Annotated in this window: 10 protein-coding genes; 1 reads left to right on the top strand and 9 read right to left on the bottom strand. The window is 59.8% G+C overall.

Going from position 1 to position 14,145, the window contains the following annotated elements; genetic code table 11:
* Position 1: 1 nt before the first annotated feature.
* The 9 genes from R4P70_RS19010 to dacB all read right to left on the bottom strand — a co-directional run bounded on the left by R4P70_RS19010 (position 2) and on the right by dacB (position 13,546).
* Positions 2-2,533 carry a UvrD-helicase domain-containing protein gene (locus R4P70_RS19010; protein ID WP_317831151.1) on the bottom strand — a complete coding sequence of 844 codons (2,532 nt, stop codon included), beginning with the start codon at positions 2,531-2,533 and terminating at the stop codon, positions 2-4.
* A 682-nt stretch (positions 2,534-3,215) separates the two neighbouring features.
* The gene (locus tag R4P70_RS19005; protein ID WP_221628835.1) at positions 3,216-3,842 is read right to left on the bottom strand and encodes a DUF6339 family protein; all 627 of its coding nucleotides are present in this window, start codon (positions 3,840-3,842) and stop codon (positions 3,216-3,218) included.
* A gap of 107 nt (positions 3,843-3,949) precedes the next feature.
* Positions 3,950-4,843: a hypothetical protein gene (locus tag R4P70_RS19000; protein WP_317831149.1), complete on the bottom strand. Its 894-nt coding sequence runs from the start codon at positions 4,841-4,843 to the stop codon at positions 3,950-3,952.
* Positions 4,843-6,171 carry a hypothetical protein gene (locus tag R4P70_RS18995; RefSeq protein WP_142006380.1) on the bottom strand — a complete coding sequence of 443 codons (1,329 nt, stop codon included), beginning with the start codon at positions 6,169-6,171 and terminating at the stop codon, positions 4,843-4,845. Before R4P70_RS18995 ends, R4P70_RS19000 begins: the two co-directional genes overlap by 1 nt.
* Before the next feature lie 494 nt (positions 6,172-6,665).
* Positions 6,666-9,233, bottom strand: a complete 2,568-nt coding sequence (locus tag R4P70_RS18990) for a Z1 domain-containing protein (RefSeq protein WP_317831146.1) — start codon at positions 9,231-9,233, stop codon at positions 6,666-6,668.
* A 294-nt stretch (positions 9,234-9,527) separates the two neighbouring features.
* Entirely contained in the window at positions 9,528-10,082 is a 555-nt protein-coding gene (gene hpt, locus R4P70_RS18985) for a hypoxanthine phosphoribosyltransferase (RefSeq protein WP_019746778.1), read from the bottom strand.
* 3 nt (positions 10,083-10,085) lie between these two features.
* Positions 10,086-11,063: a tRNA lysidine(34) synthetase TilS gene (gene tilS, locus R4P70_RS18980; RefSeq protein ID WP_113682065.1), complete on the bottom strand. Its 978-nt coding sequence runs from the start codon at positions 11,061-11,063 to the stop codon at positions 10,086-10,088.
* Entirely contained in the window at positions 11,064-12,137 is a 1,074-nt protein-coding gene (locus R4P70_RS18975; RefSeq protein WP_019746776.1) for a zinc-dependent metalloprotease, read from the bottom strand.
* Positions 12,137-13,546 carry a D-alanyl-D-alanine carboxypeptidase/D-alanyl-D-alanine-endopeptidase gene (dacB, locus tag R4P70_RS18970; RefSeq protein WP_021333820.1) on the bottom strand — a complete coding sequence of 470 codons (1,410 nt, stop codon included), beginning with the start codon at positions 13,544-13,546 and terminating at the stop codon, positions 12,137-12,139. Before dacB ends, R4P70_RS18975 begins: the two co-directional genes overlap by 1 nt.
* 103 nt (positions 13,547-13,649) lie before the next feature.
* Here dacB and R4P70_RS18965 point away from each other — a divergent pair, with 103 nt between their 5' ends.
* Positions 13,650-14,141 carry an inorganic diphosphatase gene (locus R4P70_RS18965; RefSeq protein WP_003941181.1) on the top strand — a complete coding sequence of 164 codons (492 nt, stop codon included), beginning with the start codon at positions 13,650-13,652 and terminating at the stop codon, positions 14,139-14,141.
* Positions 14,142-14,145: the final 4 nt, after the last annotated feature.

The raw sequence follows: 14,145 nt of genomic DNA, 5'->3' as shown, positions 1-14,145 counted from the left end.
GTCAATTCTTTCCATCCCATCTCGTGTTCCAGTCTGGTTGGACAAGGCCGGCGAGCCGGGGTACCAGCCAGATGCCGGAATCACCGACTCCCAATTCGTCGCTGACTTCGGGTGAACCTGCGACAGATTCAATCGACATCGTCGTTGCACCATTCAGAATCGTTGGCCAACGGGCATTTCCAATCATGAAGATTCGCCTGATATCTCGCCCGAACTGCTCGGATGTACGCGCAAATGCGACACCATCGGAATCCTTGACCAGATAGATTGGCGCATCGCGGTGGGTCCACTCCAGGTCCAAAACCAGTGTCACAGTTTGGCCGACGAGAGTACCGGCGGCAAGCAGACTCTGAACAGCAGGAGCGTTTTCACTACATTCGAAGGGCTCGTCAGTATCGATGTCGTTGACACGAAATTCAACGGCTCGAACGCGCTTCCGGCCCTTGAATTGCACTTTTTCCGTCCAACGCCCCGTCGCTGCTGCATCTCTCTCCATCCACGCCCTTGTGGGCTTGGGGCAACAACGGACGATTTCGTCACGAGCGCGGCTCAACGCGACATAGTTTCGCCGAGCGATGGCGAAGTCGTCGTTATCACGTTCGTAGTCTGTATCGAACAGGAAGACCCTCTCGAATTCGAGGCCCTTCGCACGATGGACAGTGGACACCACAACGTCCTCCGTGGCATCTGCCAACAATGCCGTCGGGATGCCGTATCCACCGATGACGCGCCTGATCCTCGAGAGATCGAGATCGTTCGGAAACTGCGTCCGACCTTCGGATTCCTTGAGCAGATTCCATGCATCGATCGGGTCAATCACCGACGTATTCTGCAGTGCAGCAATAACATCCTCACGGCGGTTCATGTTTCGCGGAAGCTGCCGAGCAAGCTCTGCAACCCATGCCCGAGCGCCGTGCTCTTGTGCAGTACGCCGCAGTGTATGACGGATGTTCAGGGCGGTGAGCTGTTGGGACACGCGCAAAGCGTCACCGTTGGTCTTCGTCAGGATCGCGGTGCTTCGTCCAGCGCGGTAAACATCAGTGAGCCACGCCGAGGAATCGACGCTTTCCAACCGGGAAATGAAGGCATCAACCTCTTCACGTGCTCGCGCACCGCTGTCCATCTCACGGAGGCGAGACCCTAGCTCGACGACAGCAAGAGGGTCTTTCCCCCGCGCACGGAAATTACGTTGCAGACCCGTCGATTCAACATTCGCGAGACCGCGCAGCTCGCTGATCACGTCCAAACGCTGGGTTTGTTCTTCCGGAGAAAGCTGGAAATCGTAGAGCGCCTGATTCGGATCGCCGAGCGCAGTGAACCCGACCTCGTCCCCAAGTCGATCGATCAGCGCCAGCACGAGCTTCGCACGCTGCCCGACGAGGTCCTGCACCTCGTCGAGAACGACATGCTGAATGTCTTCCAACATCGGCAAATCAGCGTCTTCATCAGTCAAAAGCCCAACAGCACGTTCGATTCTTGCGTCGAAGTTGCCTTTTGGATCCTCACCCGCGTCGATGATCACCCGGTTGGCAAACGAGTCGAAAGTACGAATCTCGGCCTGCGCCAATACCCGTGTTTCCAATCGACTACGAACAGCGGATACTGCTGCTCTGGAAAAACTCAGAACGAGCACCTCTGTCGACAGCGATAAGTCGCACTCCCTTGCCAAGTGATCAAGTCTGGCAGCAACAACTTCGGTTTTTCCCTGCCCCGCCCCGGCAACTACCACAAGACGGTCTTCAGTGGCCGCCTCAACTACTCGGCGTTGAAGTTCGTCAAGACCGGTAACCGTTGAACCAGAATCGATCTCGAGCGATTGCGAAGGGCCTTCGCTCGCATCGATCGAGAAAGCGGGCGCCACAACCGACGCAGCCGCCGCAGCGCGACGGCGGTCACGAAAACGGGTAAGGATGTCGACGGGGTTCGCCCGCGCCCTGAGCCGGTCGCGAAACTTCGGTGTGTCCGAAATCGTGACAACGATTGAATCTGCTGCGACGTCTATCGACTCCGTGCCGGTTGCGGCAGGAAGCTCCAGCCGAGCGATCAGTTCCGCGAGTCGTTTTTCCACCAGGCTGCCCCAGCGGCCCCTGGTCACGTCTGAAATTTCAGCCTGTGTTTGCTCGGCGAGGTCGGGCCAGGGCGCCAGTATCGTGGCCACCGCGTCCTTCAGTCGCTGAATTTCACTCTGGTCCTGTTCCGCGGAGGATTCTCGAACCAGAAGTGCAGGGCTCATCGTGAGCGTCCACGTGACGTCGCTTCCCCATTGCCGATGGAGAGCCCTGGCAACTGCCGGACGGACGTCGTCGAATACACGGCTACGAACATGCGCGCCGACCGGGAGATCGTTCCGTTCGAGGACACTCGTACGGAACTGGAGCGACTCACCACCGTCTGCGGTCAGCCCGGTCGATCCAAGTTCGATGAACATCGGTTCAGCAGGATCGATGGTCAGAGCAATCCCACGCACATCAGTACTCGAGGCCGTTTCGTCATCCCCAAGGTCGCCTTCAGCACCCTTTGCGATGATCCGCACCAGTCGCGCCGAGCGGAATGCGATACGGGTGTCAATTCCATGCTCAGGAACGACCAGACGCCACGCTGCGATGACGGTATCGACTGTCCGAGCAGACAGCGAAATCGCAGTCTCGAGCTCATCAAGCACGTCGTACAATTCGGCGCTCTCTTGAACACGGCGCTGGAAGCGCCTCCACGTGTTCCACGTTCGGCGGTACTCACCGAACAACTCACACAGGTCGAGGCCGTATTCGCGATAATAGAAGGGGGCGTGTGTATGAACTTCGCTCAGATCAACGACCAGTCCTTCCGCCGACCAGTCGCCCAACTCGGAATCGTCGATGAGCTCATCCAACGGCCACGGCAACGGTGGGGGAATCTCCGTGGCAACGGTGTTTCCGCGCAGAATCTGAATTCCTACCGCCGTAGCAGTAACAAATGCGGCGAGTTCACCGAAGGAATCCGTCAACGGGGCTGTGAACGCATTCGAACCAACGCTGTTCACCAGGTTGCGTCGGCCCCGTTCATCAGCAGCCCGGGCTTGGACGAGAATCGCACTGAGCGACGCCACCGCGTCTTCTTGTACTCGAGAACTCACCCGGCACTCCTCTCCACCGCCAACCGAATAGCACCATAAGAGACTATCCGTCCGGTTTAGGCGCTCGCTGGTAGCCTCGCAATTCGCCAGGAAGACGAATGCCTTACTGAATGACCTCGAGCGAGACTTCACGAAAAATCGCGCGCACGCGGTCGTCCAACTGTTCGTCGCTCAATATCGAGAAGTCGATGAACGCCATCAACCGACGCAGTCTGGGCACAGCGTCACGGAGAACCTTTCTCTGTCCTCCACCTTCGATCAAGATGCGAGCGATCGAACGAGCAAGAGGAGTTACTCCTGCTATCGACCTGCGTTCGGTAATCTGGTTGAGGTCACTCTCCGAGAGTTTGCGCAGGAGCGAGTAGTCCGCGACGCCGTCGACCACTGTCGCGAATGTCATTGCCTGCCACCACAAGCGAGCAAACATATGACGCGTCAGGTCAGTTGCGATCCAACGTTCAATGTTCTCTCCAGGGAATCGCCATCGGGTGATGTCAGGCATCGCCACGATTGCGAGGAAGTTCCACACTCCTCGGTGAGCTGCCTCCACCGAAGTGATCTGCATAGTCCGATGAATCTCTTCTGCAGCAACGCGATCAAAGCGAATCAGGTCCGCGTTCCCTACCTCGCCCGGATATCCGCAATCATGCGCAATCGCTCGAATCGAGTCTGCCAACTCTTGTACACCAGACTCGCCGATTCGCTTCCCTCCACTCGCTGCATACGTCATCTGCGAGTGCGTAGGACGCGCCGCCCGCGCCATTTGCGAAGGATCTTCATTGAGCTTTTGCAATTCAACTACCCCCGACGCAAGACTCAATCGGGGCCACAGCTCGGTCATGAGAGCAACCTTCCAAATCCAATCGAACGTGCACCCGCCACAATCGAACTGTGCAAATCCATTGAGGAGCCCAGGATTGATTCGGCGGTCCACGCAGTGGGGTCGACAAGCACCCTGAGAGCAAGAGAACGAGCAGTGGCGCCGAATGATTCGCTATCACAACCTTCGAGCTCATCCCAACGCGCCAGCGACCATCGGACGATTTCGTCCACCAGGCCTTCTTCCATCTCTTGAATGAGTACCAATTGCTCGTCCGTATGGTTCCTCTCCCTCTGGACTGCCTTGACCAGCTTCTTGTCAAGCGGATTTATCAGGAGCAACAATGCCCCCATCGCAGGCTCGTCCGGACTCAGTGGCATTCGAAGATGCCAGCTGGCTCCCTCGTCGATGCCGAATGCGTCGAAATCGACAACCTCGGTAGGAAACATCGCTTCGGAGCCGGTGAGACGAAGTGCTTGCTCGTCGTTCCAGAGGATTGAGCCCGCGTGGCGCGCTTCTCCCACGAGCGGACTCAACCGATCCCTTTCGAGAACCAATTTCCTGGTCAAAGCGATAGTTGCACCGGCATATTGCGGATCGACTTCAATCTCGACATCGAACCGCCCGTCCGCGAGGGGTACGCGCTTCGCCGGCCCGACTAGGTAGGTGTCCAATGCTCGCCACCCGAAGTAGAACGCCAATGGCGAACCATCATCAAGCCTCGTATGCGCGCGGATCATCAACGGATCCGCATTTATGGTGCAGCGCAGGCGGAGTCCTGATCGATAGTCCCAATTCTCGACAGCCTCGCCCAGTGGCTCCCACTCACCTTCAACCATCCGTAACCAGATCGACGGCTCAATAGTCCCGGACCTCGGCACCAAATACGGACGAACGTCTCTGACGGCCATCAGCTTTCATCCTCTACAACAAAAGTTAGCCGCACGACCGCGTCCCGAGGTGGACGGACAGAAACTACCCATTTCCGGGGGTCTGCACGTCCAACAGAAATCTGACTTCCTACCCGATGCTCGCCCGTTTCAAGACATACCCAGCCCACGACCTCCGCCGGTTCCAGAAGTCCCCGTAACTCAATGCCACCATCGATCACAACGATAGGCTCCGCAACCACCAATTTTGTTGTGGGCCAAGCAGGTAACTCGACCGTAGCAACCACGAGTGCGTCGCCGCCATGCACGATCAGTTGCGGGCCCTCCACGATCCTTGGCTTGACAGCCGAACGACTGCCGGATCGACCTGACCGACGGCTCCCGTTTCGACTTGGTTGCCCTGCGCCATCGCCGGATGCACCTGCCACAAGTCCTGACAGGCGACCTGCGAGCGGAGCCAACGCAGCTTCGTGATGCAAATCAGCATCGACATCTCGAACCGAGGGCTTGAGCTTGCTCTTCACGTAAGTGGCTCCGAGACGAACTACACCCAATGCTGTGCCATGTAGCCCACTCGTCACCCAATCGTCGTGAGTGGGGGGCTCAGCATCCGAGAAATACCGATCGGCATCGATGCCGGCTTTGAAGACTGCGCCATACTGAATCGCTTCATCCGGATGAGGGTCTCCAGATACATAATTCACGACCAGATCGGCTTGGCGCATTCGCGCGCAATGATGTGCGGCACCACTGAATGGGGCTGCCAGAGACAGCAGATAATTCTGCTTGATGGGTGCCATCGACTCGACCTTCGCGAAACGACCGATCTCCTGAGGCTTAGCCCTTCGAGCCGGCACATCGTATTCACCGTTCAGCGATAGCTTTCGATACGCATCGACGAACGGCTTCAATTCGATTGTTGCAGCTGGATCAGGTATCTGGACAGAGAACCCTTCGAACTTCACTGAACACCGCAAGCGGTTTTCCACCCCGTCGATCATTTTCGGCCACAGATTCCACAACATGGTCGAAGCGATGAACTCGGCAGCCGACTCCGGTGTGCGTTCCTGCTCTACGTCGCCATTTCGAACGGCTCCCAGGTCAATATCGATGATCGCTACAGTCGTACCGGTTTGCCCCTCAGCGAACCTCGGCAAGCCAAGGGCAGTTGCCATCTCTTCGGCATCGTCATCTACCAGTGCCTGCGCGATTTCACCTTCCAGCACGCCTAGCCAATGGCGTCCGGTGTAGCGAACGCCCTTGTCTTGGAAACCATCTCCCATGGCGGCACCGATCAATCGACGCTGCGGCTTACCGCGAAAGATGCAACGACTGTCAGCGACGATCACGTGACACCGACTGACGTTGTACAGAATTCCTTTGCCGAATCCGTAGGAGCCCCCACCCAGGTCGACTCCCTTCCTCTCACCTACATTTCTGATGAACTTGACGAAGTCCGCTCGCTCCCCTTCGAGTGGAGGTTCATCTGCTCGTAGTGGGCCACCAAGGCCAGTCGTGCCACGATCGGAAATCGTCAAGATGGTCGGCTGTCGGTCCAGCGCTTCAGCCAGGCCGAGGGACGCCCCTACCGGCCCTGGGAGAAGGAACTCCCGCCACCGTTCGAGCCTATTGCCTGTCAGTTGACGAATCTGCACATTGAAGTCAACCTCCCGGCCGGGAAGCGCTGCATCGCAGCTATTTTGAGCCGCTTCGCGAATGAGCACGGTGAGCGGATCCAGCTTGGGTTTCCCGAGTTGTCGACGGATACCTTCCGAAGCGGTAGATCCCTCAGCGGCGACCCGTTGTGACCACCACTGTGATCGCTCCGCAGCCTTTGATTTTCTCAATTGGACCCCGCACCTACCAGCTCATCGAGTTCTTCCTGATCAGATTCGATCTCGGCATCAGTCAAATCGACACTGACGTACGTCTGGGCAACCGGGCTTGTGTCGTCAGCAGCACCAGGGAAGACGAGAGCCACGCCGATGACGTCTTCAACCGCGTTCAGCGGCTTCCTTGAATCCTTGTTCTGCTCCAGCGGTTCTGACACCGGATCGATCGGATACAAGAGAAGTAGGCCCTTCCGTTGCACGGTTGCATCTTTGTCTCGCGCATCCATCAATGCACCTTCACTGAGCTTCCTCGCGACAGTCTTGGGTATGAAGTCAACCGCACGATGATCCTTCGACATCAGAGTCTTGATATCAGCCCGCTCGAGACCGTCATCCTTGAGCTGAGATCGAACGATCCGACCGAAGTCGAACCCACCCAGCCTGACAAATCCCTTCTCCTTCCCTGGCTCTGCAGCCAAAATTGCCAGGTTCCATTTGTCGAGCCTATTTTTCCGTCTTTGCTTCACGACATACTTGGCAATCAACTCGGCGTCGAGATCGGGCGAATCCTTATGCACGTGGTAATCACCCAAGAAGGTCAGCACATCGTCCGCATCGACATCGCGAAAAAGTACGGAGCCGGAGTCCAGGATGTCGCCTTGAATTCCCTTGGTACGAACTCGCGATACGAGACCGTCTGCAGCATCCTTGTTGTGTAACAGCCATTCCGAGTCCTGCGTGCGGAAGTAACGCGTCTGAACCCTCCTGCCGCCGTACGACGCGTACGCGGGAATAGCGGCGCCCATCTTCGCTGTAATCCGGAGTGTGGGATGAGTCCTGATTCGAACGCCGAACTCCGTCGGTGTCAGATTCTCGGACTCGTACCTCTCGATGTCCAGTCGAATCTCACGCTCCACCGTCGCCAAATGACGGAACCACTGCCGTAGTTCCTCGGTCATCCAGATCCTGGGCAAGTCTTCGTAGCCTGGCCTGAATCCGAACCACCGTGCCATCTGCAGCAACGTGTCGTAGGCACCGGCTGCGCGGACGAAGTAACTGACGGTCAGCCCCTCCAACGTCAGACCGCGACTGAGAGTGTTCCCCCCGACCGCGATAGCGATTTGACCGTCAGTGGAGTAGTCGAGGCGGTCATCGCTTCGGAAATTGTCGATGACGATGCGACAGACCGACAAGACATCTTCGACCTTCGCCGACACTGCATCGAAATCGATTGATTTCAAATCGAATTCGGAGGAGTGCACCTTCCCTGTCTCGGATTCCCATAGCGCTCGCAAGCGATCCTTGGTCGATGCATCACCGGCAGCCCACCTTTTTGAAAGCCTCTCCACGTATGCATTCAATGGCCCCTTGAACTGGCGATGAATGTCCGTCTTCACCGAGGTGTGGATCAACATCGTCGAATGCCCGGCGTCACCGCGTGCGCGTCGCGCAGCCGTCGAGAGCACAAACCAATCGAGCGCATTCTCGAGGGTGGGCGGAATCGAAGGAATGAAGGACGCCGTCGCGGTCTTCCCCAGCGGACGAACGTCGTCTACGTCTTCGTTGGGAATGATCCGCACCATGTTGGAGCCGTCGAGGTCTTTCCCGTTCGCCTCGTCGCCCTCGACCGCATCTCGACCGAAGATTTTTTCAGTGCCGAAGTATCCCTTTGGTTCCGGGAGATTCAGAATGAAGTCCTTCGGGTACAAGTCGCCCCCGGCAGGATCGATCAGAATGTTTGCAAATGGCGTTGCTGTATAGCCAATATAGGTGCTTTTCGGCAGCTTCTCGATGATGCCCCTAATCAGGGGGTTGATGGTTCGAGTCTCCACACTTGCCTGATCTGCCTCGTCGTCGATGATGAGAGTCGGCACATCGGTGAGAGCTCGCTGTTTTACTGCCGGCTGTAACCACTTGTCCAAACGTTTCAGGACCGCGGCATTCTTCTTCACGACGGCGAGGATCACACCACTGTCGTCGACATGCAGTAGAGCCGTTGACTGCATGGCGGGCGCTCGAAAATCGTCATCCGCATTCGTCAGCTGCTTCCACTTAGTAGGCGTGAGCATATGAAGCTGCTCATCGAGACGCTCCTGCGTCTGTTTCCGTAGCCCGTTGTGAATTCCCGACAGCACAATGACGAATTTGTAACCGACATCCGCGGCCTTTGCGATTACAGCAGTGAAGTTGGTGGTCTTACCAGATTGCACATAGCCCACCACCAGCCCCTTCGCATCCCACGATGATTCGTTAGGACGCGGCGTGTAGGCAATAACCTTATTGGACGAGCCGTCCAAGGACTGGATCCGATCATCCGGCCACGACAAGTCTCCTCGGATGTAGCGCTCGAGAGCAGGCCAATAAGTATCGGCGCTGGCGTTCGGCCCCGCATACCAGGGCTCACGCGGCCCGTGGATGATCGGCGGGCCGGCGGTGATCACTCCAGAGAGATGTCTGCGGTACTCCGCCTCGAATTCATCGAGTTCCTCCGCGGTGAGCCTGCCTTTGAAACGTTTGAGAGCTGATTCCAACGACGTCTTCCTCGCCCAACCCGCAAATACCTCGTAGAAATCGTCCATCAACTCCATACCTCCGTGTCGCCTCGCGACTGAACGGTAGCGCAGAAATCGAAAAGGTTGCGTTAGAAACGATCCGTCCGGTCTGTCGCAGACGAGCGACTTCGACCGAGGTTAGCTGTGGAGAGCCGAAACTTGCCGAAAACCTATTGCATAACCGACGCAGCACCGCGTCTAGCAAGAAGGATCCGGCGTTGCAGAAACCTTCCTAGAACCCAAGTGGTGACTGGGAACAGTTAAGATCTGAGCTGGTTGGCGCGTTGGGGACGAGGCAAGTTCAGGTCAGTGCGAGCAGGCTCAGCCGCCGTAGACCTCGGGGTCCAGGGTGCCGATGTACGGCAGATCGCGGTACCGCTCGGCGTAGTCGAGGCCGTAACCGACGACGAACTCATTGGGGATGTCGAAGCCCACGTCGCGGACGTCGACGTCGATCTTGACGGCGTCCGGCTTGCGGAGCAGGGTGACGACCTCGAGCGAAGCGGGATTGCGCGTCTTGAGGTTGCGCATCAACCACGACAACGTCAGGCCCGAGTCGATGATGTCCTCGACGATCAGCACGTGGCGACCGGCGATGTCCTTGTCGAGGTCCTTGAGGATGCGGACGACGCCCGAAGACGAGGTCGAGGATCCGTAGGAGCTCACGGCCATGAATTCCATCTGCGACGGGATCGGCAGGGCGCGGGCGAAGTCGGTCATGAAGAAGACCGCTCCCTTGAGGACGCCGATCAGCAGGAGATCCCCTTCGGGGGCGCCTGCCGGGTAACGCTTGGCGATTTCCTCAGCCAGTTCCGCCGTTCGTGCACGGATCTGTTCTTCGGAGATCAGTACCGATGCGATGTCGCCCTCGTACACGCGTCAAACCCTTCGTCGGTCTTCGAATCCGAGGATCAGCCTGCCACGTCGCCGGGCCGCCACCAACCTCGCCTCCGGTGTTCCGCCCCCGATCGCGACGCCGCCTTGCCCCCGCCAGTCGATCACCAGGGCGTCGACCGCCCGTAACTGTTTGTCCGTCAATGCTTTTGCGCCGCCCTGAAGCAGCCAGGCTCGCAGAGCGCGTCGGCGGATTGCGGTGGGCGCTTCGGCAAGTGTGTCCACTTCCACTTTCCCGTCGACGACAGCCCGTAGAAGTAGGGCCTCGGCGTACTCGTCGAGCGCCTCGCCGTCCTCACGCAACTGCGTCGCGGTTCGGGCCAACGCCTCGGCAACTCCCCCGCCGAGAATTTCTTCGAGCAGCGGCAACGCCTCGTGCCGCAGACGCACGCGAGTGAACTCGGGATTGTTGTTGTGCGGGTCCTCCCACGGCGTGAAGCCCAGGTCGACGCAGGCCGCCCTGGTCACCGATCGACGGATGCCGAGTAGCGGCCGTCCCCAGGGGGCGTCGAATGCAGCCATACCCTGAATCGATCGCCCACCGGACCCGCGGGACAGTCCGAGAAGGACGGTCTCTGCTTGATCGTCGAGCGTGTGTCCGAGCAGAACCGGGAGGTCAGTCCTGGTGTCGCGCAGAGCGCTGTACCGAGCCTCACGCGCGGCGGCTTCGAGACTCCCACCTTCGGCTACGTCGACGGTCAGCACCGTCGCGGTCCGGCAACCCAGCGCCAGCGCCTGGTCTGCGGCCGAGCGTGCGACGGCATCAGAACCATCTTGTAACCGATGGTCCACGATCAACGCGTCGACGGAATCGGTTTCCGCCACGGCTGCTGCGGTCAGCGCCAACGAATCGGCTCCCCCGGACAGTGCGACGACCACACGGCGTCGTGGCTCGAATACGACCGTCCACGCCCGCACGGCCTGTCGCAGCGCCAGGAGGGCAGGCGTCTCAGGCAGCAGCATCTAGCCGAGAACGCGCTTTACCCACGCGTCGGGATTGTCGATCTCGTCGAGCAACGGCAAGGTCTCGGGCCCGGTCCAGATGGTGTTGAACTGCTCCATGCCGACCTTGAGAACTACCGCGTCGACGAAGGCCTTGCCGCGTACGTACTGCGCCATCTTGGCGTCCATGCCGAGAAGCATCTTGATGATCCGCTGCACGGGGTTGGACTTGCGCTGCCGACGCTTGTCGAAGGCCGCGCGGATAGTTGCCACCGACGGCACCACGGCGGGGCCGACGGCGTCCATCACGTGGTCTGCATGCCCTTCGAGGAGAGTGCCGAGTACGAGCATCCGATCCAGCGCGTCACGCTGGGGTTCCGCCTGCGAAGCACGCAGCAGGCCGATGATCCCGCCCGCCGTCGCACCGTCACTGGAGTCGGGTTCCTTCCGCGAGCGCAGCTCTGCAGCAAGGCGCCCGACAACGTCGGTCATCGACTCGTCCACCGTCGCACCAAGCGTTTCGACGGATTCCTTCATGTACTCCGCTAGCCACGGTGAGGACGAGAACTGAACCCGGTGAGTGACCTCGTGCAGGCAGACCCACAACCGGAAGTCACTCGGGTTCAGCCGAAGGGACCGTTCGACGGAGACGATGTTCGGTGTGACCAGAAGCAGGGTGCCGTGCTCGCCGGTGAACGGGTCGTACTGCCCGAGGATCGCCGAAGACAGGTACGCCAGCATGGCGCCGGCCTGCAAGCCCGCCGGCTTTCCGACGATGAGATTGCCACTGCCGTCAGGGTCGGCGCCGGTGAGATGCGCCATCGACCGCGAGGCCGCCGTGATCCACCCGGCCCGGTCCAGCACGTCAGCGGCCGGGACCGGTAGACCGTCGGCCAAACCGGTCACTTCACGAACTGGCAGTTCTGCGCGCTTGGACGCTTCGGCGAGTTCTGCGGTTGCCGTCTCGGCCGTGTAGCGAGACATCGCGGGGCCGCCGCGCGCCAGTTTTATCCCGGCTTTGGCGGCAAGACTCCAGTCGACGGCACCACCGAGCGGAGCCGAGGCTTCATCATCTTGTGGAGTCTTTTCGGCCACTATTGGCACCCGCAATTCCTCAATGCTCCGGCAATCGCGTCCAGGGCAGGACGGCTCACTTCTGGCGGCCGGTCATTGGACATCAGTGCGAAGGTGAGCACTCGCCCGTTCTGATCGACCACGAACCCTGACAACGCGCTGGCCGTCGAGAGAGTTCCCGTCTTGGCCCGTACCCAACCCGCACCGGTTCGGTTTCCGGACGCGTAGCGGTCGGACAAACTTCCTGTTCCGCCGGCCACCGGAAGGTAGTCCAGCAGCGGACGCAGTTTCGGATCACCGTCACCGGCCGCCGCCGTCATGACGCGATCGAGTACCTGAGCGGGAATGAGATCGTCGACGGAAAGTCCGCTGGAATCGTGCAGCGAAACCCCGGTGTAGTCGAACCCGGCGGCCTGCAAGGTCTTGCCGGTCGCGTCGACGGCTCCGGTGAACGAGGCTTCGATTCCGGAGGCAATCGCGACCTCACGCCCGATGGTCTCGGCGAGCACGTTGTCGGAATGTTCCATCATCTGCAGCAGCCGGTCGCTCAGCGGCGCCGACTGCACGGTGGCGATCGGCTTGGCACCGGCAGGCGCCGCGCCGAGACTCACGTTGGCGGGATCGACACCGAGGGCCTGAGCGAGCACCTTGCCCGCGTCCAACGCGGGCGTTTCCGAACGCGGCGACTCGTCTTGAGTGCCGTCGTACCGACCGCCTTCGATCATCACCGATTCGATCGGGGTGATGTAACCGGCCGCGATGTCAGCGGGGAACCATCCGGTGGCCATGTTGTCGCCCTTGAACAAGCTCGAGTCCACCACGACGCTGGTCACCGGCGTACCGGCAGCCTTGATCTGGTCGACGAGATCCGCGATGTGCGCTGCGTTGGCGTAGTACCCGCTCTGCCCCTTCGGCGTCGCCGTCAGCGTCGGGTCACCGCCGCCGACCAGAACGACCTGCCCGGGGCTCGTTCCAGGCACCACTGTCGTGGACAGCCTGTGGTCGAGCGGCAACTTCAGCAATGCCGCCGATGCGGTGAGCACCTTCGTCGTGGACGCAGGCGTCATCGGCGTCGACGGGTCTGCGCTCCACAGAATGTTTCCGGTGAGCGCATCAGCGACTACTCCGGTGAACTTCCCCAGATCCGGGTTGGCCACAGCCGGGCCGATCGCCGCTGCGATTCCCGACGCGCTCGGGATCGGTGCGTCCGTCGGGACGGGCACCACCTGAGGTGACGGCGTCACGAGCGCAGGCTGCGGCGACGTAGTCACAGTCGCGCTGCCGGCTGTGTCGTTCGACGTACCGAGTTTCACGACGACAACTCCGGCGACGGCCAGTACAACCACTGCACCGACCGCCAGAAGGATGCGGAAGTTACGCCGTCGACTCTCTTCCAACGAGCCGATCTTCTTCTTTCCTTGGCCCGCCAACGCCCCTCCGTCTGTGCTCTGCCTACTGGGTGGTCAGGCAACCTTATCCTTGACCCGATATCCTTCCGACGAATCATTACCGACACGACAGCGAGGAATCGGCGTGGAGTTCGACGTCACCATCGAGATCCCCAAGGGTCAGCGCAACAAGTACGAGGTCGACCACGTAACCGGTCGCGTCAAACTCGATCGCTACCTCTACACAGCTTTCGGCTACCCGGCCGACTACGGCTTCATCGAAAACACCCTGGGTGAGGACGGCGATCCGCTCGACGCCATGGTCCTGCTCCCCGAGTCGGTCTTCCCCGGCGTCATCGTCGAGGCTCGCGCAGTCGCGATGTTCAAGATGGTCGACGAGGCCGGCGGAGACGACAAGGTCCTCTGCGTTCCGGCCGGTGACCCCCGCTGGGATCACATCCAGGATCTGGGTGACATCTCACAGTTCGAGCTCGATGCGATCAAGCACTTCTTCGTCCACTACAAGGACCTCGAGCCGAACAAGCACGTCGAGGCAGCCAACTGGGTCGGCCGCGCCGAGGCAGAGGCCGAGATCGAGGCTTCGATCAAGCGTCTCGCTGCCAACGGCGGTCACTGAGCTC

The sequence above is a fragment of the Rhodococcus sp. IEGM 1241 genome (genome assembly GCF_033142365.1).
Classification (GTDB): domain Bacteria; phylum Actinomycetota; class Actinomycetes; order Mycobacteriales; family Mycobacteriaceae; genus Rhodococcus_F; species Rhodococcus_F erythropolis.
Note: the sequence above shows the minus strand (reverse complement) of the source record. Positions and strands in the feature narration are given on the sequence as shown.